General features: G+C 71.5%; 14 protein-coding genes, 1 tRNA gene and 1 rRNA gene. 4 read left to right on the top strand and 12 right to left on the bottom strand.

Annotated elements, in window-relative coordinates:
- Positions 1-454: 454 nt before the first annotated feature.
- The 3 genes from ABVB68_RS21715 (at position 455) to ABVB68_RS21725 (ending at position 7,759) form a co-directional block, all read left to right on the top strand.
- On the top strand, positions 455-5,578 hold the full coding sequence (locus ABVB68_RS21715; RefSeq protein ID WP_353602757.1) for an ATP-dependent helicase: 5,124 nt from the start codon (positions 455-457) through the stop codon (positions 5,576-5,578).
- 233 nt (positions 5,579-5,811) lie between these two features.
- Positions 5,812-6,657, top strand: coding sequence for an Fpg/Nei family DNA glycosylase (locus tag ABVB68_RS21720; RefSeq protein WP_353602758.1), 846 nt, complete (start codon positions 5,812-5,814; stop codon positions 6,655-6,657).
- A 337-nt stretch (positions 6,658-6,994) separates the two neighbouring features.
- A complete protein-coding gene (locus ABVB68_RS21725; RefSeq protein WP_353602759.1) occupies positions 6,995-7,759 on the top strand; it encodes an SDR family NAD(P)-dependent oxidoreductase in 765 nt (254 codons plus the stop codon).
- 422 nt (positions 7,760-8,181) lie between these two features.
- Here the strand turns inward: ABVB68_RS21725 and ABVB68_RS21735 are convergent, their stop codons facing one another.
- From ABVB68_RS21735 to ABVB68_RS21775, 9 genes are all read right to left on the bottom strand, one after another.
- Complete coding sequence (locus ABVB68_RS21735; protein WP_353602774.1) at positions 8,182-8,652, bottom strand: Dps family protein; 471 nt, start codon at positions 8,650-8,652, stop codon at positions 8,182-8,184.
- A 159-nt stretch (positions 8,653-8,811) separates the two neighbouring features.
- Entirely contained in the window at positions 8,812-9,186 is a 375-nt protein-coding gene (locus tag ABVB68_RS21740; RefSeq protein WP_353602761.1) for a helix-turn-helix domain-containing protein, read from the bottom strand.
- 109 nt (positions 9,187-9,295) lie between these two features.
- Positions 9,296-9,841: a CinA family protein gene (locus ABVB68_RS21745; protein ID WP_353602762.1), complete on the bottom strand. Its 546-nt coding sequence runs from the start codon at positions 9,839-9,841 to the stop codon at positions 9,296-9,298.
- Complete coding sequence (pgsA, locus tag ABVB68_RS21750; RefSeq protein ID WP_353602763.1) at positions 9,838-10,629, bottom strand: CDP-diacylglycerol--glycerol-3-phosphate 3-phosphatidyltransferase; 792 nt, start codon at positions 10,627-10,629, stop codon at positions 9,838-9,840. The genes ABVB68_RS21745 and pgsA overlap by 4 nt, the downstream gene beginning before the upstream one ends.
- Complete coding sequence (gene rimO, locus ABVB68_RS21755) at positions 10,626-12,098, bottom strand: 30S ribosomal protein S12 methylthiotransferase RimO (RefSeq protein WP_353602764.1); 1,473 nt, start codon at positions 12,096-12,098, stop codon at positions 10,626-10,628. Before rimO ends, pgsA begins: the two co-directional genes overlap by 4 nt.
- A 93-nt stretch (positions 12,099-12,191) precedes the next feature.
- The gene (locus tag ABVB68_RS21760; protein WP_353602765.1) at positions 12,192-13,037 is read right to left on the bottom strand and encodes a helix-turn-helix domain-containing protein; all 846 of its coding nucleotides are present in this window, start codon (positions 13,035-13,037) and stop codon (positions 12,192-12,194) included.
- Positions 13,038-13,314: 277 nt separating this feature from the next.
- On the bottom strand, positions 13,315-16,107 hold the full coding sequence (locus ABVB68_RS21765) for a DNA translocase FtsK (RefSeq protein WP_353602766.1): 2,793 nt from the start codon (positions 16,105-16,107) through the stop codon (positions 13,315-13,317).
- A gap of 124 nt (positions 16,108-16,231) precedes the next feature.
- Positions 16,232-16,912 (bottom strand): response regulator, encoded by a 681-nt coding sequence (locus tag ABVB68_RS21770; protein ID WP_353602767.1) that lies wholly within the window; start codon positions 16,910-16,912, stop codon positions 16,232-16,234.
- Between the two features lie 259 nt (positions 16,913-17,171).
- Positions 17,172-22,634, bottom strand: a complete 5,463-nt coding sequence (locus tag ABVB68_RS21775) for a HAMP domain-containing protein (RefSeq protein ID WP_353602768.1) — start codon at positions 22,632-22,634, stop codon at positions 17,172-17,174.
- A 411-nt stretch (positions 22,635-23,045) separates the two neighbouring features.
- Here ABVB68_RS21775 and ABVB68_RS21780 point away from each other — a divergent pair, with 411 nt between their 5' ends.
- Positions 23,046-25,805, top strand: coding sequence for a SpoIIE family protein phosphatase (locus ABVB68_RS21780; RefSeq protein WP_353602769.1), 2,760 nt, complete (start codon positions 23,046-23,048; stop codon positions 25,803-25,805).
- A 40-nt stretch (positions 25,806-25,845) separates the two neighbouring features.
- Here the strand turns inward: ABVB68_RS21780 and ABVB68_RS21785 are convergent.
- The 3 genes from ABVB68_RS21785 to rrf form a co-directional block, all read right to left on the bottom strand.
- Positions 25,846-25,918, bottom strand: a tRNA-Thr gene (locus ABVB68_RS21785).
- An 84-nt stretch (positions 25,919-26,002) separates the two neighbouring features.
- Complete coding sequence (locus tag ABVB68_RS21790) at positions 26,003-26,665, bottom strand: DegT/DnrJ/EryC1/StrS family aminotransferase (protein WP_353602775.1); 663 nt, start codon at positions 26,663-26,665, stop codon at positions 26,003-26,005.
- Positions 26,666-26,777: 112 nt separating this feature from the next.
- Positions 26,778-26,870: ribosomal RNA gene (gene rrf, locus ABVB68_RS21795) — 5S ribosomal RNA — on the bottom strand; the annotation flags it as partial.

The raw sequence follows: 26,870 nt of genomic DNA on the forward strand, positions 1-26,870 counted from the left end.
CCGGTCCCGGCTCGACCGGTCCTCTCGCCGCCCCGCTGCACCTGTCATACGCCCATTGTCCGTCGCGCGGCACCATGGAGGACCGCCGACCTCGCCCCACCAGGCAGCTCGTCCGCCCCGCCGCGTCCGCGTTCGCTGCCCGAGCGCCCGCCCGCCGCACGGTCACCGCATCACCTCCCCCGCCCCGCCCGCCGCACAGCCACCGCATCACCTCCCCCGCCCCGCCCGCCACACGCCCACCGCACCGCCTCCCCCACCCCGCCCTCGACTCAGCCCCACCCGCCCCCGCGCCCGCTCCGGCCCACCCCCGCTCCCTGCCCCCGCGCTCCGGCCCGGCCCCGGCCGACCCCGCGGAAACCGGTGCCGACCCCGGCGCGCAGCGTCCACCCAGACCCCACACACCGCATCTGCGCAGGTCAGAGGGTTTGTCAGTGGGTGGGTGCAGGATAGATGCATGGTCAGCCCAGCACATCGAGCCCTCGACGGCTTCTCTCCCGCGACCCGCAGCTGGTTCACGGGGGCGTTCCACGCGCCCACCGCGGCCCAGGCGGGCGCGTGGCAGGCCATCGGGCAGGGCTCGGACGTGCTGGTGGTCGCCCCGACCGGCTCCGGCAAGACGCTGGCCGCGTTCCTGGCCGCACTGGATCAGCTGGCCTCCACCCCGCCGCCCGCCGACCCGAAGAAGCGCTGCCGGGTGCTGTACGTGTCTCCGCTGAAGGCCCTCGCGGTCGACGTCGAGCGCAACCTCCGCAGCCCGCTCACCGGCATCCGCCAGGAGTCCGTGCGGCTGGGCCGGCCCGAGCCCGAGATCCGGGTCGGCATCCGTTCCGGCGACACCCCGGCGGCCGAGCGGCGCGCCCTGTCCACCCGGCCGCCGGACATCCTCATCACCACCCCGGAGTCGCTGTTCCTGATGCTGACCTCGGCCACGCGCGACGCGCTGACCGGCGTGGAGACGGTGATCCTCGACGAGGTGCACGCGGTCGCGGGCACCAAGCGCGGTGCCCACCTGGCGCTCTCCCTGGAGCGGCTGGACGAGTTGCTGCCGAAGCCGGCCCGCCGGATCGGCCTGTCGGCGACCGTGCGCCCGGTGGACGAGATCGCCCGGTATCTGTCCCCGCAGCGCAAGGTGGAGATCGTCCAGCCGGAGTCCGGCAAGGAGTTCGACCTCTCCGTGGTCGTCCCGGTCGAGGACATGGGCGAGCTGGGCGGCTCCCCGGCGTCCGAGGCCGCCGACGGCGGGGAGCGGCCGTCGATCTGGCCGCACGTGGAGGAGCGGATCGCCGATCTGGTCCAGTCCCATCGCTCCACGATCGTGTTCGCCAACTCCCGGCGCCTGGCGGAGCGCCTGTGCAACCGGCTGAACGAGATCGCGTACGAGCGCGCGACCGGCGAGACCCTGGACGAGCACCATTCCCCCGCCGAGCTGATGGGCGGCTCGGGCGCGGCCCAGGGTGCGCCGCCGGTGATCGCCCGCGCGCACCACGGGTCGGTCTCCAAGGAACAGCGTTCCTTGGTGGAGGAGGACCTGAAGGCGGGCCGGCTGCCCGCCGTGGTCGCCACGTCCAGCCTGGAGCTGGGCATCGACATGGGTGCCGTGGATCTCGTGGTCCAGGTCGAGTCGCCGCCGTCGGTGGCCTCCGGGCTCCAGCGCGTCGGCCGCGCGGGGCATCAGGTGGGCGCCGTCTCCACCGGCGTGGTCTTCCCCAAGTACCGGGGCGACCTCGTGCAGGCGGCCGTGGTCACCGAGCGGATGCGCACGGGGTCGATCGAGTCCCTGAAGGTGCCGGCGAACCCGCTGGACGTGCTGGCGCAGCAAGTGGTCGCCATGACCGCGCTGGACACCTGGCAGTTCGACGATCTGCTCACCGTGGTCCGCCGTGCGGCTCCCTTCGCCTCGCTGCCCGAGTCGGCCTTCACGGCGGTCCTCGACATGCTCGCGGGACGCTACCCGTCCGACGCGTTCGCGGAGCTGCGCCCGCGCGTGGTGTGGGACCGCGTGGCCGGTACGGTCACCGGCCGCCCGGGCGCCCAGCGGCTCGCGGTCACCTCCGGCGGCACGATCCCCGACCGCGGCCTGTTCGGGGTGTTCCTCGCCGGTTCCGACCCGAAGAAGGGCGGCGGCCGGGTCGGTGAGCTGGACGAGGAGATGGTCTACGAGTCCCGGGTGGGAGACGTCTTCACGCTGGGCACGAGTTCCTGGCGTATCGAGGACATCACCCGCGACCGGGTGCTGGTCTCCCCCGCGCCGGGCGTGCCGGGCCGGCTGCCGTTCTGGAAGGGTGACCAGCTGGGCCGCCCCCTGGAGCTGGGCCGTGCGGTGGGGGCGTTCCTGCGCGAGGTCGGCTCGCTGCCCAAGGAGGACGCCCGGCTGCGCCTGCTCGCCGCGGGCCTGGACACCTGGGCTTCGGACAACGTCCTGGCGTATCTGGACGAGCAGCGTGAGGCCTGCGGCCATGTCCCGGACGACCGCACGATCGTGGTGGAGCGCTTCCGGGACGAGCTGGGCGACTGGCGGGTCGTCGTCCACTCGCCCTTCGGCGCCCAGGTCCACGCCCCCTGGGCCCTCGCGCTCGGTGCCCGCCTGTCCGAGCGGTACGGCATGGACGCGCAGGTCATGCACGCCGACGACGGCATCGTGCTGCGGCTGCCGGACGCCGACCTGATGGGCCTTGACCTGCTCGACGGGGAGCCGGCCGGGACCGGCTCCGGGTTCGACGGCGAGCAGGCGCCCGTGGGTGCGGGTGACGTCGTCTTCGACAAGGGCGAGGTCGACCAGGTCGTCACCGACCAGGTCGGCGGCTCCGCCCTGTTCGCCTCCCGGTTCCGTGAGTGCGCGGCCCGCGCGCTGCTGCTGCCTCGCCGCAATCCCGGCAAGCGCACCCCGCTGTGGCAGCAGCGCCAGCGGGCGGCCCAGCTGCTCCAGGTGGCGAGCGAGTTCGGCTCGTTCCCGATCGTCCTGGAGGCGGTTCGCGAATGCCTCCAGGACGTCTTCGACGTGCCGGGTCTCGTCGAGCTCATGGGGGACATCGAGTCCCGCAAGGTGCGCCTGGTCGAGGTCACGACCCCCGAGCCGTCCCCGTTCGCCCGTTCCCTGCTGTTCGGGTATGTCGCCCAGTTCCTGTACGAGGGCGACTCCCCGCTCGCCGAGCGCCGCGCCGCCGCGCTGTCCCTGGACTCCCGGCTGCTGGCCGAGCTGCTGGGCCAGGCGGAGCTGCGCGAACTGCTCGACGCCGAGGTGCTGACCGAGCTGGAGCGCGAGCTGCAGTGGCTGTCCGAGGACCGCCGGGTCAAGGACGTGGAGTCGGTCGCCGACGTGCTGCGGCTGCTCGGTCCGCTGACCGACGCCGAGCTGGTCGAGCGGGGCGCGGACCCGCAGTGGGCGCGGGACCTGGCCGGCGCCCGGCGGGCGATCAAGGTCCGCATCGCCGGCGCCGATCACTGGGCGGCGGTCGAGGACGCGGGCCGGCTGCGCGACGCGCTCGGCACGGCGCTGCCGGTGGGTGTCCCCGAGGCCTTCACCGAGCCGGTCAAGGACCCGCTGGGCGACCTTCTCGCGCGGTACGCCCGCACCCACGGCCCGTTCACCTCGGCCGGCGCCGCGGCCCGCTTCGGTCTGGGCGTCGCGGTCACCGAGGGCGCTCTGCACCGGCTCGCGGCCAGCGGCCGGGTGGTCCAGGGCGAGTTCCACCCCGCCGGCATCGGCCAGGAGTGGTGCGACGCGACCGTACTGCGCCGGCTGCGCCGCCGCTCCCTCGCGGCGCTGCGGCACGAGCTGGAACCCGTGCCGCCGGCCGCGCTGGCCCAGTTCCTGCCGAAGTGGCAGCACATCGGCAAGGGCCACGGGCTGCGGGGCGTCGACGGACTGGTGCGCGCCGTGGAGCAGTTGCAGGGCGCATCCGTGCCCGCGTCCGCGCTCGAGAAGCTGGTCCTGCCCTCCCGTGTGGCGAACTACACGCCGTCGATGCTCGACGAGCTGACCGCGGCGGGCGAGGTGGTGTGGGCCGGCGCGGGCGCCCTGCCCGGTAAGGACGGCTGGGTCTCGCTCTACATGGCCGACGCCGCCCCGCTGTTGCTGCCGCCACCGCATCCGCTGGAACTGACCGCGCTCCACCAGTCCGTCCTCGACACCCTCTCCGGCGGCTACGGCCTGTTCTTCCGGCAGATCGCCGACCAGGTCCGTGCCACCACCCACCCGGAGGCCACCGACCCCCAGCTGGCCGACGCGCTCTGGGACCTGGCCTGGTCGGGCCGGCTCACCAACGACACCCTCGCGCCGATGCGTTCGCTGCTGGGCTCGGGCCGTACGGCGGGTTCGACGGCCCACCGCGCCAAGCGCAACGTCCCGCGCGGCCGCTACGGCTCGCTCTCGGCCGCCGCCCGCACCGCATCCCGTACCGGGCCGCCGACGGTCGCCGGACGCTGGTCGCTGCTGCCCGCCATCGAACCGGACGCCACCGTGCGCGCCCACGCGCTGGCCCGCACCCTGCTGGACCGGCACGGCGTGGTCACCCGCGGAGCGGTCGCGGCGGAGGGCGTCGAGGGCGGCTTCTCGGCGGTGTACCGCGTGCTGTCCGCCTTCGAGGACAGCGGCCAGGCTAGGCGCGGATACGTGGTGGAGGGACTGGGGGCCGCCCAGTTCGCCATGGACGGCGCCGTGGACCGCCTGCGCGCCGTGTCCAACGCCCGCGAACGGGGCGAGGGACTGCCCACCCCAGGACCCGGATACGGCCTCACCGCCGAAGGCCTGCCGAACGGCTTCTACGGCTCGGCTCAGCCGAACGACTTCTCCAGCCCTGCTCAGGCCAACGGCTTCTCCGACGCGGGCCTGCCGAACGGCTTCCCGGGCGCGGGCCTGCCGAACGGCTCGACCGAGCCGGATTCCGCCGGCCACCCCACCTCCCGAAGCGGCACGGCGAGCGGCGGTGCCTCGCACGGCCGCACGCCGCACGCCGCCTTCGACGGAGCCGACGGCGACGGCTTGGCCCACCCCGGCCTGGACGACGACTTCACCTGGCCGCCGACGGACCACTCCGCCACCCCCGCCCCCGGTGCGTACGTCTCTCCGCGCGATCTCGCCGACCCCTTCGGCTCCCCCGGCTACGGCGGCCCCCGCGGAGGCGGAGCCACCGGCTACCACCAGGCCGCGAACCGGGGTTACGGCAACGGCCGTACAGCCTCCCCGGACCCGCGTGCGGTGGTCCTCGCCGCGGCCGACCCGGCGAACGCCTACGGCGCGGCCCTGCCCTGGCCGGAGCCACCGACCGGGGCCGGGCACAAACCCGGCCGGAAGGCGGGCTCGCTGGTCGTCCTGGTGGCGGGCGAGCTGACGCTGTACATGGAACGCGGCGGCAAGACCCTGCTGGCCTGGCCCGCGAGCCCGGACACGGCCGCCGACGACGACCAGCGCCTGCGCGCGGCGGCCGAGGCGCTGGCCACGGCGGTCCGCGCGGGCTCCCTCGGCACGGTCACGGTCGAGCGGATCAACGGCGCCCAGGCCCTGACGTCGCCCACAGGCGCCCTGCTGGAGGCGGCGGGGTTCGTCGCGACACCGCGCGGCCTGCGCCTGAGAGCATGACCGGCAGCGTGCGCCGCCGACGCCCCGTCGCTGCACCGGCCCCCTCGCCGGGCCGCCCGCCACTGCCACCCGACCAGAGGGAGGGCCCGCGTCGGCCACCCGGATCGCGGCACCACTCCCGCCCCACCGGAGCAAGGGCCCACCTCGCCGAGCCGGACCCCGGCCCCACCGCCACCCGACCCGGGCCAGGCCCCGGCTCGGCGAGCCGGGCCGCCGTTTGGCACCCTTGACACATGCCCGAAGGTGACACGGTCTGGCAGGCCGCGAGACGGCTGCACGAGGCCCTCGCGGGAAAGACGCTGACCCGCAGCGACTTCCGGGTGCCGAAGTACGCCACGGTCGACCTCACCGGCCGCACGGTCCTCAGCACCATTCCGCGCGGAAAGCACCTGCTCACGCGGTTCGAGGGCGATCTCACCCTGCACACCCATCTGCGCATGGAGGGGGCGTGGAAGGTGTACGGCACCGGTGAGCGCTGGCGGGGCGGGCCGGCGCACCAGATCCGCGCGGTTCTCGGCACCGCCAACCGCATGGCCGTCGGCTACCGCCTGCAGGTCCTGGAGCTGCTGCGCTCGGACGAGGAGGAGCGGATCGTCGGCCACCTGGGCCCCGACCTGCTCGGCCCGGACTGGAACCCCGGGCGCGCCCTGGCCAACCTCCTCGCGGACCCCGCCCGCCCGCTCGGCGAGGCCCTGCTCGACCAGCGCAATCTGGCGGGAATCGGCAACATCTACAAGAGCGAGCTGTGCTTCCTGCTCGGCGTGACCCCCTGGCTGCCGGTCGGTGCGCTCCCGGCGGACCGCGCCGAGAAGCTGCCCGCAGTGGCGCAGAGGCTGCTGGAGGTCAACCGCGACCGCCCGGTGCGGCAGACCACGGGACTGCCCAGGTACGACCTGTTCGTCTACGGCCGGGCGCCCCGCCCCTGCCTGCGCTGTCACACCTCCGTCCGGGTCGCGGACCAGGGCGACGGCAGCCAGGACCGGCCCACCTACTGGTGTCCCACCTGCCAGGCGGGTCCCGCCCCCGGCCCGGGAGCACCCCAGCGGTGGCGGGACCGCTATCCCCGCCGCACCCGCTGACCCGCCGGCACCCGAGGCCCCGACCACACCGGCCGACCGCCGGCACCGGTGCCCCGCTCGCAGCGGCTGACCTGCAAGCGCCAGACGCCCCGAACACGCCGGCCGATCGCGGGCGCCAGCTGCCCCGTATCACCAGTCGGCCCACCAGCACAGCGAGTTGCCCCGCGGCACCGGACACCCCGAACACACCGGTAGCCCCACCACCCCGCCCCGGCGACCACCTCACCGTCTACGGCCCCGCACGGCGATGGACGACCGCGGCAGACGATCACCCACACAACAACCGCAAGCCGCACGGTAATTGACGGGCCGTCAGAACTGCTCGTACGGTCCCCTCATGTCCCTAAAGGCGTACGACCTCACCGGACGCACCGCGTTCGTCACGGGAGCCGCCCGCGGTATCGGCCGGGCCTCGGCCGTTCTGCTCGCCGAGGCGGGTGCCACGGTGCACTGCGCGGACCGGGACGCGGACGGCCTGTACGGCACGGCATCGCTGGTCAAGGACCGCGGCGGCACGGCTCACGTGCACGTTCTCGACGTCACCGACCGGGCCCGGCTCGGCGAGGCCGTCCGGTCCTGCGGGCGCCTGGACGTACTGGCGGCGATCGCCGGGATCATGCACAGCAGCCCCGTGCTGGAGACCCGGGACGAGGACCTCGACCGGGTGCTGGACGTCAACTTCAAGGGCGTGCTGTACGCCTGTCAGGAAGCGGCCCGGCTGATGCTCGCCCAGGGGAACCGGGGCAGCATCGTCACAATGGCCTCCGGCGCCGTCGACACCGGCGGGGCCGGGCTGCTCTGCTACGGCGCGGCGAAGGCGGCCGTGGTGCAGCTGACCAGGACGCTGGCGACCGAGGTCGGCCCGCACGGCATCCGGGTGAACGCGATCGCCCCCGGCTGGGTGCGTACCCCCATGACCGAACGCCACGACCGCCGGGCACAGGCACACACCGAGGCCGCGATGGTGCGGATGACACCTCTGGGGCGGGTGGGTGAGCCGGAGGACGTCGCACACACGGTGCTTTACCTGGCGTCGGACGCCTCGGCCTTCACGACGGGGCAGATCCTTCGCCCGAACGGGGGTGTCGCGATGCCCTGGTGACGTGTGTGGCGCGCCGCAGGACGGACCAGCGCCCGATCGGCAGGACCCCGGTCGCGCCTCCCCTGCGCCCACCGTCCTTGGGCACCCTGTCCTTGGGCCCACCGTCCTTGGGCACACAGTGCACCGGAAGCACGCTCAGCCCCCAGCCGCCGACCGCGACGGCCCCTTCCAGCACCCCCGCCCCCTCCCCCAGTGCGAGCCGCAGCACGGCCCACCACCACGCCGCGCCGAGCCCCAGGGCGGCGCCCCAGCGCACCGCCGTCGCCGGTCCCGTCCGCACTATTCGGCCCACCATGCGCGCCACCACCTCCTGCCGAACGCTATGCGGTGCCCTCGGCCTCCGAGAGGGCGCATCGAGGGCACACGGACGCAGACGGCGGCGGCCCCGGAGACGGACCGGTTCACCGGGGGCGGTCGCGGTGTCAGGCGTGCTCGGCCTGGAACATCCAGTGATGCTTCTCGAGATCCGCCGTGATCCCGATCAGGATGTCCTGCGTCACGGGGTCCGCCTCTTCGGTCGCGTTCACCCGCTCGCGCATCCCGGTGATCACCGCGCCGAGCGCCTCCACCATCGCCCCGACCGCGTCCGTGTCCTTGATCCAGCCGGCCGGAGCGGTCTTGATGCCGCTGCCGGAGGCCACCGTGGCGGTGCGTCCGTCGGGCGGTACGCCCAGTGCCGAGGCCCGCTCGGCGACGGTGTCGGAGTGGGTGCGGGCGGAGCCGACGACCTCGTCGAGCTGCAGGTGGATGGACCGGAAGCGGGGGCCCACGACGTTCCAGTGGATCTGCTTGGCGACCAGTGAGAGGTCCACCAGGTCGACAAGGGCGCCCTGCAGTGCCTCGGACACGGTCTTCAGGTCCGCGTCGGCCAACGGGCTCTTCACGACGTACATCCGCTTCCTCCGGTGCTCGGGCCCCGTCATGTCCCTCCACCATGACCGCACCACCGGGCCCCGGCAACGCGAAAGCCCCGGCCGGCTTCCCGGGTCGTTCCGGGGGAAAGCCGTCCGGGGCTTCACTCGTATCGGGTTTCTAGGCCGCGCACGTGTGTCTCACGCGGCGACGACGTCCACCGCTTCCGCGGGCGCCTTGATGGTCACCCGTTCCGGTGGCACACCAGCCACCGACACGCTGCCCAGCCTTGGACGGACCGGCGTGGGCACGGGTTCGGTGGCCGCGGCGGACTGGGCCAGTTCGGCGAGCGCCAGCTCGTCGCTCACTTCTCGCATGAGTTCCGACATCCGTACGTCCAGCGCGTCGCAGATGGCGGAGAGCAGCTCGGAGGATGCCTCCTTCTGCCCCCGCTCCACCTCGGAGAGATAGCCGAGTGAGACTCGGGCGGACGAGGAGACTTCGCGCAGAGTACGGCCCTGGCGTTGGCGCTGCCGACGCAGCACGTCACCCAGCAGGCGACGGAGCAGAATCATCGGTGGCTCCCTCCTCGGACCGCGTAGCCGCATCCTTCACGCCCCACCGTACCGCCTTGCACCGCGGCCGTGCGGGGAGCGATGTCGTGTTCACTCAGGGCTGCAAACATCAAAACCCCCCGTTCCGTTCCGTATCCTGTGCCCGCTCATTCCCGGTCAGTTCGCCCGCAAGCCGCTCCAGGAGCACTGCGAGTACGCTCCGTACACTCTCCATACGAATTTCCGCACGGCTGCCGTTCAACCGCAGGGCCTCGACTTTTCCGCCACCGGCAGAACCGGGGAGGCCGGTGAGCGGCCCGTCCACGGCCACGAACACCGTCCCGACGGGCTTGCCGTCCTGCGGGTCGGGGCCCGCCACCCCGGTGGTGGCGATGCCCCAGTCGGCTCCGAGAACCTTGCGTGCTCCCGCTGCCATCTGGGCCGCGACCTGGGGATCCACCGCTCCGCGCAGGGCCAGCAGGTCGGCGTCGACCCCCAGCAGCTCGTGCTTGAGGTCGGTGGCGTAGGCGGTCACCGAGCCGCGGAACACCTTCGACGCCCCGGGCACGGCCGTGATCTCCGCCGCCACCAGACCACCGGTGAGGGACTCGGCGACGGCAAGGGTCTCGTCCCTCACGGTCAGTAGTCGCACCAGTTCGGCGGCAGGGAAACTCACGCTTCCTTCTCCTCCAACGCCGCCGCGCGCTGCGCCATTCCCTGCCTGCGCAGCACAATGGCCTGTCTCACGTAGTCGAGGCCGGTGACGACGGTGAGGACGACCGCCGCGGCCATCACCCAGAACCTCAGGGTGGCCAGCCACCCGGTCAGTGCCAGGACGTACATCCCGACGGCCACGCCCTGGGTGAGGGTCTTGAGCTTCCCGCCGCGGCTGGCGGGAATGACGCCGTAGCGGATGACCAGAAAACGCAGCAGCGTGATGCCGAGTTCGCGGCCGAGGATCACGGCCGTCACCCACCACGGCAGATCACCCAGGGCGGACAGACAGATGAGCGCCGCCCCCATGATGGCCTTGTCGGCGATGGGGTCGGCGATCTTCCCGAAGTCCGTGACCAGGTTGTAGGTGCGCGCCAGATGCCCGTCGAACAGGTCGGTGATCATGGCGACGGCGAAGGCCGCCCAGGCCAGCGAGCGCCACGCCGGGTCGTAGCCGCCGTCGGCGAGCAGCAGTGCGACGAATCCGGGCACCAGCAGGAGCCGGAGCATGGTCAGCAGATTGGCTACGTTCCAGACGCTCGCCTGGTTGACGGCCGCGGCCGCGATCTTCGCGCCGCGCGGGGGCCTGGATCCGTCCGCGGGATCGGTGGCGGGAGTCTGGAGCGGGCCGGCAGGAGCTGAAGCAGAAGCGGAGACCTCGGAGGCGACGCCGTCGGCAGCGGCGGCGGTACCCCGGGCGCCGTGCGCGCCGGGTGAGCCGCCCGCGGCGGATGCCGGGACTCCGGTCATCTGCCCGCCTCCTCACCACACCCGGGCGAGCCCGTCACCGGCTCGGCCACCAGGTCGACACCTTCCGTGCCGACCACCTTCGCCTCGACCATACGTCCGACGCCGAGGGCCTCGCCGCTCGTGAGCAGCACCTGGCCGTCCGTCTCCGGCGCCTGGTGCGCGGCGCGGCCCCGCACGCCCTCCTCGTCGTCCACGGACTCCACCAGGACGTGCACGGTCTCACCGACGCGCTCCTCGGCGCGCTGCGAGACCAGCTCCTCGGCCAGCCGGGAGATGTGCGCCAGCCGCTCGGCGACCACGTCCTCGTCCAGCTTGCCGTCGTACGTCGCCGCCTCCGTGCCCTCCTCGTCGGAGTAGCCGAAGACACCGATGGCGTCCAGGCGGGCGCCGTTCAGGAAGCGCTCCAGCTCGGCCAGGTCGGACTCGCTCTCGCCGGGGAAGCCGACGATGAAGTTGGAGCGCACGCCCGCCTCGGGAGCCTTGCCGCGGATCGTGTCGAGGAGCTCGAGGAAGCGGTCGGTGTCGCCGAAGCGGCGCATGGAGCGCAGCACGTTCGGCGCGGAGTGCTGGAAGGAGAGGTCGAAGTAGGGCGCGACCTTCGGCGTCGAGGTGAGCACGTCGATGAGGCCGGGGCGCATCTCGGCCGGCTGCAGGTAGCTCACCCGCACCCGCTCGATGCCGTCGACCTCGGCCAGCTCGGGCAGCAGCGCCTCCAGCAGGCGGATGTCGCCCAGGTCCTTGCCGTAGGAGGTGTTGTTCTCGGAGACCAGCATGACCTCCTTCACGCCCTGCTCGGCGAGCCAGCGGGTCTCGTTGAGCACGTCGCTGGGGCGGCGGGAGATGAAGGAGCCGCGGAAGGACGGGATGGCGCAGAAGGAGCAGCGCCGGTCGCAGCCGGAGGCGAGCTTGACCGAGGCGACCGGGGAGTCGCCCAGGCGCCGGCGCAGGGGCGCGCGGGGGCCGGAGGCGGGCGCCAGGCCCTCGGGGAGGTCGACCGGGCCGTGGCCGGGCAGCGCGACGGAGGCGGCCGAATCCTGTCGCTCGGCCGGGCTGATCGGCAGCAGCTTGCGGCGGTCGCGCGGGGTGTGGGCGGCGTGGATGCCACCGGACAGGATGGTCTGCAGGCGGTCGGAGATGTCCGAGTAGTCGTCGAAGCCGAGCACGCCGTCGGCCTCGGGCAGCGCCTCGGCCAGTTCCTTGCCGTACCGCTCGGCCATGCAGCCCACCGCCACGACGGCCTGGGTTCTTCCATGGTCCTTGAGGTCGTTGGCCTCGAGCAGGGCGTCGACGGAGTCCTTCTTGGCGGCTTCGACGAAGCCGCAGGTGTTGACGACGGCGACGTCGGCGTCCGCGGCGTCCTCGACGAGCTGCCAGCCGTCCGCCTCCAAACGGCCTGCGAGCTCCTCGGAATCCACCTCGTTACGAGCGCAGCCGAGAGTGACGAGTGCGACGGTACGGCGTTCAGGCATGGGCTCAAGACTACTTCGTCTCGCCGACACCCCTCGCCGACGGGGTTGGCCGATCGTGGCCGACCCCGTCACATCCGCTCCGCCGGGCAGTCCTTACCCGGCTTCGGGGTCGCCCTTGGTGTACGTGAGGCGCTGCACCGAGCCCTGACGGAAGTTGTCCTCGATCTTCTTGCCGTTGACGTAGAGCTGGATCGCGCCCGCGTCGCCGAGGATCAGATTGATCTTGGAGCTGTCCTGGAAGGTCTTGGACTCGCCCTTGTTCAGCAGCCCGTCGAAGAGCATCCGGCCGTTGTGGTCCTTGGCCGAGATCCAGCTGCGCCCGTTGGGCGCGCTGACCCGGACGGTGACCTTGTCCTGCGGCGCGGCGGCGATGGCGCTGTCGGTCGGCTCGCCGGACGGCGCGGCGGGCTTGTCCTTCTTGGGGGTGGGCGAGGCGGACCCGCTGGCGGCGGGGGCGGCACCGCCGTCGGCGAGCTGTGACTTCGCGTCGCTGTCGTCGCCGCCGCCCTTGAACGCGGTGAACCCGACGAAGCCGATCACGACGACGATCGCGGCGACCATCGCCGCGGTCCAGTTCGGCCCGCGCCGCTCGGGACGGATCCGCTCCGCCTCGAACAGAGGCGCCGCCGGGGTGGGCGCGGGACGGCCGCCGTGCTCCGCGTCGTACTGGGCGATCAGCGGCCCGGGGTCGAGATGGACTGCCCTGGCCAGCGTGCGCAGGTGCCCCCGGGCGTACACGTCGCCACCACAGGGGGCGAAGTCGTCGGCCTCGATGGCGTGCACGATGGCGATGCGGACACGAGTGGCGCTGCTGACTTCGTCCACGGTGAGCCCGGCCGCGATCCGCGCCTGCTGCAGGGCGCGGCCCACGGAGACACGGGCTTCCTGGTACTCGTCTCGGGACGGACGCTCGTCTTCAGGGGAGTTGCCGATGGACACGGGGGCGCCTTTCGAGCGTGTAGCCACCTGTGCTGGAAGCTCAGTCTAGGGGGGGTACGAAAGGGTGGGGCAACCGGGCGGTCCGACTTTGCACGTCATCGGAACGCCCGAAATTCCGATCGTTGGACAAGCAGATACCCCAGGATGGGGCGCCTACCTGTCCTCTCGCTCAACTGGACGTATGACAAAGGGAAACGGTTGCCCGCCCGTCTCTAACAGGTGCATCACGGCGATACCGCCGTCCGGGCGTACCCACTGCGCCGAACGGCCCTTCACGTCACCCTTCGGACTCCCCGCGGATGACCGCGAGCACCCCGTCCAGCTCCTCGGGCTTCACCAGAACGTCACGCGCCTTGGATCCCTCACTTGGCCCCACGATGTTGCGGGACTCCATGAGATCCATGAGCCTGCCGGCCTTCGCGAAGCCCACCCGCAGCTTGCGCTGGAGCATGGACGTGGAGCCGAACTGGGTGGAGACGACCAGCTCGGCCGCCTGGCACAGCAGGTCGAGGTCGTCGCCGATGTCCTCGTCGATCTCCTTCTTCTGCTTGGTGCCCACGGTGACGTCGTCCCGGAAGACGGGCGCCATCTGGTCCTTGCAGTGCTGGACGACGACCGCGATCTCTTCCTCGGTCACGAACGCGCCCTGCATACGGGTCGGCTTGTTCGCGCCCATCGGCAGGAACAGGCCGTCGCCCTTGCCGATCAGCTTCTCGGCGCCGGGCTGGTCGAGGATGACCCGGGAGTCGGCCAGCGAGGAGGTGGCGAAGGCCAGCCGGGAGGGCACGTTGGCCTTGATCAGGCCGGTGACCACGTCGACCGACGGACGCTGGGTGGCGAGCACCAGGTGGATGCCGGCGGCGCGCGCGAGCTGCGTGATGCGCACGATGGCGTCCTCGACGTCGCGCGGGGCGACCATCATCAGGTCGGCCAGCTCGTCGACGATCACCAGCAGGTACGGGTAGGGGTGCAGCTCCCGCTCGCTGCCCTCGGGCGGCTTGGCCTTGCCCTCGCGCACCGCCCGGTTGAAGTCGTCGATGTGCCGGTAGCCGTAGGCCGCGAGGTCGTCGTAGCGCAGGTCCATCTCGCGTACGACCCACTGCAGCGCCTCGGCGGCCCGCTTGGGGTTGGTGATGATCGGTGTGATCAGGTGCGGGATGCCCTCGTAGGCGGTCAGCTCGACCCGCTTGGGGTCGACGAGGATCATCCGGACGTCCTCCGGGGTCGCCCGCATCATGACCGAGGTGATCAGGCAGTTGATGCAGGACGACTTGCCGGAGCCGGTGGCGCCGGCGACCAGCATGTGCGGCATCTTCGCCAGCGAGTGCATGACGTACCCGCCCTCGACGTCCTTGCCGAAGGCCACCAGCATCGGGTCGTCGTCCTCGGCGGACTCCGCGAGGCGCAGCACGTCGCCGAGGTTGACCATCTCCCGGTCGGTGTTCGGGATCTCGATGCCCACCGCGGACTTGCCGGGGATCGGGCTGATGATCCGTACGTCGGGGCTGGCCACGGCGTAGGCGATGTTCTTGGTCAGCGCGGTGATCCGCTCGACCTTCACCGCAGGGCCGAGCTCGACCTCGTAGCGGGTGACCGTCGGGCCGCGGGTGAAGCCGGTGACGGCGGCGTCGACCTTGAACTCGGTGAAGACCTGGGTGAGCGAGGCGACGACCGCGTCGTTGGCTGCGCTGCGGGCCTTGCCCGGGCCGCCGCGCGTGAGCATGTCGAGCGACGGCAGCGCGTAGGTGATGTCGCCGGAGAGCTGGAGCTGCTCCGCGCGCGACGGCAGCTCCCGGTGCGTCTCGGGGGCCTTCTTGGTGAGGTCGGGGACGGCCCCGCTGTCCAGCTTCTCCCGCTTGGGACGCGCGGCGGGCACCGGCGCGGGCGCGGCCTCCTCGACGGGCGCTGGCTGCGGCACGAGCGCTGCCTGCGACCCGGGTACGGGCGTGGGCACCGGTGTGGTGTCCTCGCGATCGCCGACGCTGACGCCCTGGGTGAGGTCGGCGACGAGCGGCGACGGCGGCATGCCGTGCTGGACGGCACCGTCGAGCGCCGCCGCGGCGGCCGCCGCGACGTCCACGGCGTCCATCCGCCGCCGCGGGTCGGGCTGGGGCACGGCGGAGCGCCGGGGGCGGCCACGACGCTGTGAGAGCGCCTCCTCCTCCGCGCTGTCGGGGTCGTAGCCCTGAGGGGCGCCGGAGCGCTTTCGGGGGCGCGCGGGCAGCGCTTCGCGCCACTGCTCGTCGTAGCGCTCCTCGTCCTCGGTGAGGTCGCCCTCCTCGTGGTCGCGCAGCACACCCAGGCTCACACCGAGGGCGCGCAACCGCTGCGGGACGGCGTTGACCGGGGTGGCGGTCACCACGAGCAGACCGAAGATCGTCAGCAGTACCAGCAGGGGTACGGCGAGCACCTCGGTCATCGTGTAGGTCAGCGGGGTGGCCGCCGCCCAGCCGATGAGGCCGCCGGCGTCCCTTATGGCCTGCATGCCGTTGCTGCGGGCCGGCGAGCCGCAGGCGACGTGCACCTGCCCGAGCACCCCGATGACCAGGGCGGACAGGCCGATCACGATCCGGCCGTTGGCCTCGGGCTGCTCCGGGTGCCGGATGAACCGTACGGCGATCACCGCGAGCAGTATCGGCACCAGCAGGTCGAGGCGGCCGAAGGCCCCGGTGACCAGGATCTCCACCAGGTCACCTACCGGGCCCCGCAGGTCGGCCCAGGTGCCGGCGGCGACGATCAGCGCGATGCCCAGCAGCAGCAGCGCCACGCCGTCCTTGCGGTGGGCCGGGTCGAGGTTCCTGGCTCCCTGCCCTATGCCCCGGAAGACGGCGCCGACGGCGTGCGCGAGGCCCAGCCAGACCGCGCGCACGAGCCGGTACACGCCCCCGGTGGGGCTGGGGGCCGGCCTGGGCGGCACGGACTTCTTCGCCGCCTTCTTGGCAGGTGCCTTCCTGGCGGGCGCCTTCTTCGCCGGGGCCCTTTTCGCGGCGGCCCCGCGCGCCGGAGCCTTCGCGGGAGCGGCCGCCTTCTTGGCGGGCGGCTTCTTGGCTGCGGACGGACGTGAGGCCATGGGTGTGAGGTTACCGGGGGAGACGACAGCGGACACGTGTGCCCACTGCTTCACCCGTTCGTGTCGCCCCCGCCCGGGCACGGAACTGACGCACGGTCATGGGCAACTGTGCTCCGCGTGCGCGTCAGTTCGGCGTCGGCAGGGAGGCGCCGCCGGTACCCGTGCCCGGCTCCAGGGCGTCGAGCGCGCGGCGCAACCCGGTGAGCTTGCGCTCCAGATGGGCCGCCGTGGCCACCGCGGCCGCGTCCGCCGAGTCGTCGTCCAGCTGCTTGGACAGCGCCTCGGCCTGCTCCTCGACGGCCGCGAGCCGGGCGGACAGCTCGGCGAGCAGCCCGGCGGACTCCTTGCCGCCGACCGCGCCCTTGCCGCCGCCCTCCAACTGCAGTCGCAACAGTGACGCCTGCTCCCGCAGCTGGCAGTTCTTCATGTACAGCTCGACGAAGACCGAGACCTTCGCGCGCAGCACCCACGGGTCGAACGGCTTGGAGATGTAGTCCACCGCGCCGGCCGCGTAACCCCGGAAGGTGTGGTGCGGCCCGTGATTGATCGCGGTGAGGAAGATGATCGGGATGTCCCGGGTCCGCTCCCGCCGCTTGATGTGCGCCGCTGTCTCGAAACCATCCATGCCCGGCATCTGGACGTCCAGCAGAATGACCGCGAAATCGTCCGTGAGCAGTGCCTTGAGCGCTTCCTCCCCGGACGATGCCCGTACCAGCGTCTGATCGAGCGCAGAGAGGATGGCCTCCAGCGCCAGCAGATTCTCCGGCCGGTCATCGACCAGGAGGATCTTGGCCTTCTGCACCATGGCCCGCCCTCCTCGTCCCGGCGGTACACCGGGCGCCGCCCCAGGGGACGACTCCCTTGCGCCGCCCGTCCTTGTGCCGGTCATCGTAGCCGCACCCCGCCCGTCGCCACACCCTGTCACCGCGATGTCACTGTGCACGCAGAGGAAACGCGGCGGGAGCCGGGATAGTTCCCGGATTCCGGGATTCCCACACGTCCGCCGGCCCCGCCTTCCGGCAACTCCTCACGCACACCCGAGGTTCCCACGACGTTCACCTCGGTCAGTGCCCGCCCATCCACTGCTGCATCACCGTCAGCAGGTGATCGGGGTCGACCGGCTTGGTGACATAGTCGGAGGCACCCGACTCGATCGCCTTCTCCCGGTCGCCCTTCATCGCCTTGGCGGTCAGCGCGATGATCGGCAGCCCCGCGAACTGCGGCATCCGACGGATCGCCGTGGTCGTCGCGTACCCGTCCATCTCCGGCATCATGATGTCCATCAGGACGACCGCCACGTCGTCGTGCTGCTCCAGCACCTCGATGCCCTCGCGGCCGTTCTCGGCGTACAGCACCGACAGGCCGTGCTGCTCCAGCACGCTGGTCAGCGCGAACACGTTGCGGATGTCGTCGTCGACGATCAGCACCTTCTCACCGCCGAAGCGCACCGAGCGCGCCGGCTGCGGCCTGCGCTCCTGCTCGGGGGCCACCGTCCACTGCTCGGCCCGGTGCTCGCCCCGCGGCAGACTCCGGCGGCGGCGCCGGAAGAGGGCCGCGGGACCGTGCTGCGTCTCACGGTACGACTCCACCTCCGCCGGGGTCTCGACCTCCACCGCCGACAGCTCCGAGGACTGCTCCGCCTCCGAGGCGAGCAGCTCGCCGGCCTCCAGCTGGGGCACGGACTGCTGGTAGCCCTGCGGCGGCAGCTCGCTCGGGTGCAGCGGCAGGTACAGCGTGAACGTCGAGCCGCGGCCCGGCTCGCTCTGCGCGTGGATCTCACCGCCGAGCAGCTGCGCGATCTCCCGCGAGATCGACAGCCCGAGACCGGTGCCGCCGTACTTGCGGCTGGTCGTGCCGTCCGCCTGCTTGAACGCCTCGAAGATCACCCGCATCTTGCTGGCCGCGATGCCGATACCGGTGTCGGTGACCGAGAACGCGATCAGCTCGCCTTCCGGATCGGTCAGCGAACCGGCCTCCAGCAGCTGCTCCCGGATCTTCTGCGGCACATTCGTGCCGGCGGGCCGGATCACCAGCTCCACCGACCCGGAGTCGGTGAACTTCACCGCGTTGGACAGCAGGTTGCGCAGCACCTGCAGCAGCCGCTGCTCGTCGGTGTGCAGGGTCGCCGGCAGCTCCGGGGAGACCCGCACGGACAGGTCCAGGCCCTTCTCCGCGGTCAGCGGCCGGAACGTCGCCTCCACGTAGTCCACCAGCTGGACCAGCGCGATGCGCGTCGGGGAGACGTCCATCTTGCCCGCCTCGACCTTCGACAGGTCGAGGATGTCGTTGATCAGCTGCAGCAGGTCGGAGCCGGCACCGTGGATGGTCTCGGCGAACTCCACCTGCTTCGGCGAGAGGTTGCCCTCGGCGTTGTCGGCGAGCAGCTTGGCCAGGATCAGCAGCGAGTTGAGCGGCGTACGCAGCTCGTGCGACATGTTGGCGAGGAACTCGCTCTTGTAGCGCATCGACACCGCGAGCTGCTCGGCACGCTCCTCCAGGACCTGCCGGGCCTCCTCGATCTCGGTGTTCTTCACCTCGATGTCCCGGTTCTGCCGGGCCAGCAGCTCGGCCTTCTCCTCCAGTTCGGCGTTGGAGGCCTGCAGCGCCTTCTGCCGGTTCTCCAGCTCGGCCGACCGCTCCCGCAGCTGCTCGGTCAGTTCCTGCGACTGCTTCAGCAGCAGCTCGGTCTTGGTGTTCACCGAGATGGTGTTGACGCTGGTCGCGATCATCTCGGCGATCTGGTTGAGGAAGTCCCGCTGGATCTGCGTGAACGGTGTGAACGAGGCCAGCTCGATCACACCCAGCACGGTGCCCTCGAAGAGGACCGGCAGCACGATCACCTGCGCGGGCGGGGCCTCGCCCAGACCGGACGAGATCTTCAGGTAGCCGCTGGGCGCGTTCTCCACCAGGACCGTCCGCCTCTCCTGGGCGGCCGTGCCGATCAGCGCCTCACCGGGCCGGAACGACGTCGGCATGGAGCCCATCGAGTAGCCGTACGAGCCGAGCATGCGCAGTTCGTACTTGTCCTCGGCATCGCCGCTGAGCTCCTGGCCCTCCATGAGGGGCATCGCCACGAAGAACGCGCCGTGCTGCGCGGAGACCACCGGCGTCAGCTCGCTCATGATCAGCGAGGCCACGTCCGCCAGGTCCCGGCGGCCCTGCATCAGCGCGGAGATGCGGGCGAGGTTGCCCTTGAGCCAGTCCTGCTCCTCGTTGGCGATCGTGGTGTCGCGCAGGTTGGCGATCATCTTGTTGATGTAGTCCTGCAGTTCCTGGATCTCGCCGGACGCGTCCACGTCGATCTTCAGGTTCAGGTCGCCCCGGGTGACCGCGGTCGCCACGCGCGCGATGGCACGCACCTGCCGGGTCAGGTTTCCGGCCATCTCGTTCACCGACTCGGTCAGGTCCCGCCAGGTGCCGTCCACGTCACGCACGCGCGCCTGGCCGCCGAGCTGCCCTTCGGTGCCCACCTCGCGGGCCACGCGCGTGACCTCCTCGGCGAAGCTGGACAGCTGGTCGACCATCGTGTTGATCGTCGTCTTCAGCTCGAGGATCTCGCCGCGCGCGTCGATGTCGATCTTCTTGGTCAGGTCGCCCTTGGCGATGGCCGTGGTGACCATGGCGATGTTGCGCACCTGACCGGTCAGGTTGGACGCCATCTGGTTCACGGACTCGGTGAGGTCCTTCCACGTGCCGGCCACACCCGGTACGTGCGCCTGGCCGCCCAGGATGCCGTCCGTACCCACCTCACGGGCCACCTTGGTGACCTGGTCGGCGAACGAACTCAGCGTCTTCACCATGGTGTTGATGGTGTCGGCGAGCTGCGCGACCTCGCCGCTCGCCTCGATCGTCACCTGCCGCGTCAGATCGCCGTTGGCGACCGCGGCGGCCACCTGGGAGATGTTGCGCACCTGCATGGTCAGGTTGTTGGCCATCAGGTTGACGTTGTTGCTCAGGTCCTTCCAGATGCCGGTGACGCCCGGCACGTGCGCCTGACCGCCCAGGATGCCCTCGGTGCCCACCTCACGGGCCACCCGCGTCACCTGCTCGGCGAAGCTGGACAGCTGGTCGACCATCGTGTTGACCGTCGTGACGAGCTCGAGGATCTCGCCCTTCGCGTCAACGGTGATCTTCTTCGACAGGTCGCCCTTGGCGACCGCCGTCGTGACCTCGGCGATGTTGCGCACCTGGATCGTCAGGTTGTTCGCCATGAAGTTCACCGACTGCGTGAGGTCCTTCCAGGTGCCGGAGACACCCTGGACCTCCGCCTGGCCGCCGAGCATGCCCTCGGTGCCCACCTCGCGGGCCACCCGGGTGACCTCCTGGGCGAACGACGACAGCTGGTCGACCATCGTGTTCAGGGTGTTCTTCAGCTCCAGGATCTCCCCGCGCGCGTCCACGGTGATCTTCTGGGAGAGGTCACCCCGGGCCACGGCGGTGGCGACCTGCGCGATGTTGCGCACCTGGGCGGTGAGGTTGCCGGCCATGCCGTTCACCGAGTCGGTGAGGTCCCGCCACACACCGGCGACCCCGGGCACCTGCGCCTGCCCGCCGAGGCGGCCCTCCGTGCCCACGTCCCGGGCCACCCGGGTCACCTGGTCGGCGAAGGCGGACAGCTGGTCGACCATCGTGTTGATCGTGTTCTTCAGCTCGAGGATCTCGCCGCGCGCGTCGACGTCGATCTTCTGCGACAGGTCACCGCGCGCCACGGCCGTGGTCACCTGGGCGATCTGCCGCACTTGGGAGGTCAGGTTCCCGGCCATGAAGTTGACGGAGTCCGTCAGCTCCTTCCAGGTGCCCGAGACACCGTCCACCCGGGCCTGCCCGCCGAGGCGGCCCTCCGTGCCCACGTCCCGGGCCATCCGCGTCACCTGGTCGGCGAACGAGGACAGCTGGTCCACCATCGTGTTCACGGTGTTCTTCAGCTGCAGCATCTCGCCGGAGACGTCGACGGTGACCTTCTGGGAGAGGTCGCCGTTGGCCACGGCGGTGGTCACCTGGGCGATGTTGCGCACCTGTCCGGTCAGGTTGCGGAAAGCGGTGTTGACGGAGTCCGTCAGGTCCTTCCAGGTGCCGGCCGCACCCGGCACCTGCGCCTGGCCGCCCAGCTCACCCTCGACACCGATCTCGCGGGCCACCCGCGTCACCTCGGCACCGAACGCCGACAGCTGGTCCACCATGCCGTTGACGGTGTTCTTCAGCTCCAGCATCTCGCCGGCCACGTCCACGGTGACCTTCTGCGACAGGTCACCGCTGGCCACGGCCGTCGTCACCGCGGCGATGTCGCGCACCTGCGTGGTCAGGTTCCTGAAGACCGTGTTGACGGAGTCCGTCAGGTCCTTCCAGGTGCCGGCCGCGCCCGGCACGTTCGCCTGGCCGCCCAGCCGGCCCTCGGCACCGACCTCGTTCGCCACCCGCGTGACCTCGTCGGCGAAGATCCGCAGCGTCTCGGTCATCTGGTTGATCGTCTCGGCGAGCCGCGCCACCTCGCCCCGCGCCGGAACGGTCACCTTCTGCGACAGGTCACCACTGGCGACGGCCGTCGTGACCTGCGAGATCCCCCGCACCTGCGCGGTCAGGTTGCCCGCCATCGTGTTGACGGAGTCGGTCAGCTCCTTCCACACACCGGCGACCCCGGGCACCCGCGCCTGGCCGCCCAGGATGCCCTCGGTGCCCACCTCCCGGGCCACGCGTGTGACCTCGGAGGAGAAGGACGACAGCTGGTCCACCATCGTGTTGACGGTGTTCTTCAGCTCCAGCATCTCGCCGGCCACGTGCACGGTCACCTTGCGCGACAGGTCACCCTTGGCGACCGCCGTCGTCACCAGGGCGATGTCCCGCACCTGGGCCGTCAGCCGGTACGCCATGGTGTTGACGGAATCGGTCAGGTCCTTCCACGAACCCGACATCCCGCGCACCTGGGCCTGGCCGCCGAGCTTGCCCTCGGTACCCACCTCGCTGGCCACGCGCGTGACCTCGTCGGTGAACGTCGACAACTGGTCGACCAGGTTGTTGACGGTCCGGCCGACCTTCAGGAACTCACCGCGCAGCGGATGTCCCGTCCCACCGTCCTGCGCCTGCGTCCGCAGCTCCATGCGCGGCGACAGATCGCCGTCGGCGACCGCCGTGAGGACCCGGCTGACCTCCGAGACCGGCCAGACGAGATCGTCCACCAGCGCGTTGGAGTTGTCGATCGCGGTCGCCCAGGAGCCCTCGCTGGCCCCCGTCTCCAGCCGTTCCGTGAGTTTTCCCTCACGTCCCACCATGCGCCGCACCCGGGACAGCTCACCGGTCAGATGGAGGTTCCGGTCGGCCACCTCGTTGAAGACGGCCATGATCTCCGACATCACGCCGTCCCCGGACACCGTGAGCCGCTTGCGGAAGTTCCCGTCGCGCATCGCCACCAGAGCGGCCAGCAGCCGGTTCAGGGCAGCTGTGTCCACGGTGGTGGTGCCACCGTTCCTGCCCAGGGACTGTCCGCCTTTCGCGCGCGTCTTCGTGCCCCGCGTCGCCGCGCCAGACTCCACTGTGTCCCTCCCGGAGGGGTAGACCGTTACTGCTGTGCTCGGTCGCGTTGGGCCCAGGCGTGCCGGTCCTCGGCATACCGGTTACCTCCGCGTACCGGTTACTGCTGCGTATCACCGCCGGACGAGGTCCGGCCACACCAGGGGCTGCTGCCCACCCCGCAGGCAGCGCAAGCGGCGCGACCAGACCTTCGTCAGAAGCCTGCCCAGTGTTTCACCCCGTCCGAACCAGGCCATAACAGTTCGGCAGCTTCGCACATCGTCCGCACACCCTGAGGGGTAAACACCGGCGACCGGCATCCGCTCGGACGGCGAAGGTAAGTAACCTTGCATGCGGCTGTCCAGCCGCACCGGTCCGACCGGCCTGGGCGGTGGCACGAACACGAGCGGGCATCGGAGGGGCGGCCGCAGACCATGACCACCGGACTGATCCCCGGGGGACAGCCCCCGGAGCCACAGCCGACGGGCGAGCCGATGCCGCAGCAGCGGCGCGAGCCGGCCGGACCCCCAGACCCGCATGTCGACAACCGGCCGAGGAGTTCTGTGATCACCGCGCGCGCGGCCGCCAGTTTCGAGCCCGTCGGCCGATCGGTCGCGACCGCCCGGTCCTTCGTCCGCGACACGCTCCAGGGCTGGGGCTTCTCCGACATCGTCGACGACGCGGTCGTCCTCACCAGCGAACTGGTGACCAACGCGGTCGTCCACGCGGGCACGCACGCGGAGGTGCTGTGCCTGCGGACCGAGGAGGGCGTGCGCGTCGAGGTCTCCGACCGCTACCCCGAGCGCGAGGTACCCCTCCAGCAGGCGGCGGCGACCATGGGCAACCCCGACCGCGAGGGCGGCCGCGGCCTGCAGCTGTGCGCGGCCCTGGCCACCCGCTGGGGCGTGGACTACACCCCCACCGCCAAGAAGGTCTGGTTCCAGATCAGCCTGCCCGAACGTGCGGTCGGCACCCGCACCGCCGGCCCCTCGCTCCCCGCCGATCTGCTCCCGCTGGCCGACGGCCGGGTCCGCGTCGCCGTCCTCCAGGTCGACCGCAAGGGCTCCGTCAGCGCCTGGAACGAGGACGCGGAGGAGATCTTCGGCCACTCGGCGGTCCAGGTCATCGGCAAACCCCTCACCGAACTCGCCGCCTGGCCGCACACCCCGGGCACCGGCACCGGCGTCGCCGAGGCGCTCCAGCTCTCGCGCTGGGAGGGCAGCTACGGCATCCGCGGCGCCGACGGCCGGGTGATCCGGGTGTACGCCTCCCACCTCAGGGTCCGCGACACCGGGGGCGAGCCCTCCACCGTGTGCCTGCTGGTACGGGACCACGAGCGCGCCGTCCTGCAGTCGCCGTCGCGCGTGCCGGCCGGCGACCAGCCGCAGTCCGGCGACGGGCAGAACACCGACCCCTTCGAGGTGTTCATCGGCTCCCCCGCCCCGGACGACCTCGACGGCCTGCTGCAGCGCACGGTGGAACGCTCCCGCGACATGCTCGACGGCGACTCCGCGTTCCTGCTGCTCGCCACCGACGACGAGACGGAACTGGAGGTCCGTGCCTCCACCGGCCTGCCCTCCGCCCGCCAGCGCTTCGCCCGCGTCCCCGTCGAAGCCGGCCCCGGCCGCTACGGCTCCGCCCGTATGCCCGCCGTGCACGACGACCTCAACGCCGTCCCGGGCGCCGTACCGCTGCTCGCCGGCACCGGGATGCGCTCGGTGGTCACGGTCCCGCTCAAGGTCGAGGGCCGCCTCACCGGCTCCCTCGGCGTCGCCGCCGAGGCGCCCGGGCGGTACTCCAACGAGGAGGCGCTGCGCCTGCAGTTCGCGGCCGACCGGATCGCCCTGGCCGTCGAGTCGGCCCGGCTGGGCGAGCTGGAGCGACTGCGCCGCGGCTCGCTCAGCTTCCTGGTGGAGGCCTCCGACCTGCTGGCGGGCACCCTGGACCGCGACCAGACCCTGGCGCTGATGGCTCAGATGACCGTCCCGACGCTGGCCACCTGGTGCGCGGTGTACACGATCGCGGACCAGGCCTCCGAGCCCTATCTGTCCTACGTCCTGCACGAGGACGAGGAACTCATCGACGGCATCAAGTCGTTGTTGTCCAAGATCCCGCCGCCGGATCCGGTACCGACGCCCGGCGCCCGCGTGTGGACCGCTCCCGCCGAGGTCGCCCACCAGGCCGCCCTGCGCACCTCCATGCGCAGCCTCGGCCTGACCGGCGGCCCCACGCGCCAGCTCGCCTCGGGCATCGGCCCGACCCTGGCGACGGCCGGCGCGGTCGGCGGCGAGACGGTCGTGCTCCCGCTGGTGGCCCGCAACCGCGTCATCGGCATGCTGACCCTCGGCAAGCCCACCGACGAGCACTTCCGCCAGGAGATCCTGGAACTCGCCGAGGACCTGAGCCGCCGGGCGGCCCTCGCCCTGGACAACGCCCGCCTGTACTCGGAGCGCACGGCCATCAGCCAGGCCCTCCAGCGCAGCCTGCTCCCACCCGGCACCCCGCACATCGAAGGGATCGAGGTAGAGGTCATCTACCGCGCGGCCGGCGAGGGCAACGAGGTCGGCGGCGACTTCTACGACGTCTTCCCCATCGGCGAGGACGCGTACGGCTTCGCCATCGGCGACGTCTGCGGTACGGGCCCCAACGCGGCGGCGGTCACCGGCCTCGCCCGGCACGCTCTGCGGCTGCTCGCCCGCGAGGGCCTGAGCGGACCGGCCGTGCTGGAGCGCCTCAACTCCGCGATCCTCGACGAGGGCGACCGCAGCCGCTTCCTGACCCTCCTGTACGGCGAGTTGCGCCCGCAGCCGGACGGCAGCGCCGATCTGAAGGTCGTGTGCGCGGGGCACCCGCTCCCGCTGCGCCTGCGCCAGGACGGCACGGTGGTGGCGGCGGCCGAACCGCAGCCCCTGCTGGGCGTCATCGAGGATCTGGAGCTGTACGAGGAGGCGATCACCCTCGACCCGGGTGACGTGCTGCTCTGTGTCACGGACGGTGTCACCGAACGCCGCGAGGGGACGCGGATGCTGGGCGACGACGGACTCGCCGACGTCCTCACCACCTGCACGGGCCTGACGGCGGGCGCGGTGGCGGCGCGGATCATGCGTGCGGTGGAACGCTTCGCGTCGGACGCGCCGTCCGACGACATGGCCATTCTGGCGATGCGGGTTCCGGGAATCCACATGGAGGCATGAAAAAGGGCCCCACCCGAAAAGGGTGGGGCCTTTTTGTCCGAGCCCCCAAACGGAATCGAACCGTTGACCTTCTCCTTACCATGGAGACGCTCTGCCGACTGAGCTATAGGGGCCTGTCGCTTTCAGGGTCTCCCCCGCTGCGACGAAGAAACTGTACCCCGAAGAGACCCGACTTCCCAAATTCGTTCGGTGGCCGTTCAGAAGGCGGGCTGGAGCAAACCGCCGAGGGCGTTGCACGCGGACACGATGCGCTGCATCTCCCGTTTTGTGAGCGAAGCGTCCACGGGCAGCGCGAGCGTCTCGTCGGACGCCAGCTCGGTCTGCGGCAGTGCCACGCACCGGCGGAACTCCGGCAGCCGGTGCACCGGCGTCTTCACCGGCACCCGGCAGTCGACTCCCCTGGCGCGTACGGCTCGTGCGAACGCGTCACGGTCGGGCCGGCCGTTGCCCGGAACCCGCACGACGTACTGCTGGTAGGAGTGCCCGTCGCCACCGTCCGGCGTGCGTACGCCCTTGAGTTTGGCGTCGAGATAGGCGGCGCGTTCCCTGCGCTGCGCTATCTCGTCGTACGGCACCTCGGACTCGCCCTGCTCCAGCACCAGGAGCCCGTGCCGCTGCCCGACCGCGTGCAACCGCCCGATGTCCGCGTGCCGTCCGAAGCGGTGGACGGCAACTACCGCGGCCGTACGCCCCGTCAGGGCGGCCTGGACCGCGTCCGGGTCGAGGCAGTAGGTCAGCGGATCTATGTCGGCGAACACCGGGACCGCTCCGGCCAGGGTCACGGCCTCGGCGACCTCGATGTTCCCGAAGGCCGGTACGACGACCTCGTCGCCGACTCCGACGCCGGCGGCCCTGAGCATTGCTGCAGTTCCCATGCTGGGATGCTGGGCGCGGAACGTGAACGACACGTTAAGTGAAACAAAAAAAGGCCGGACCCTGAACCGAAGTTCAGGATCCGACCTTTGAAGAATTGTTCGGCGGTGTCCTACTCTCCCACAGGGTCCCCCCTGCAGTACCATCGGCGCTGTAAGGCTTAGCTTCCGGGTTCGGAATGTAACCGGGCGT

This window comes from Streptomyces sp. NPDC096012 (assembly GCF_040426375.1).
Classification (GTDB): domain Bacteria; phylum Actinomycetota; class Actinomycetes; order Streptomycetales; family Streptomycetaceae; genus Streptomyces.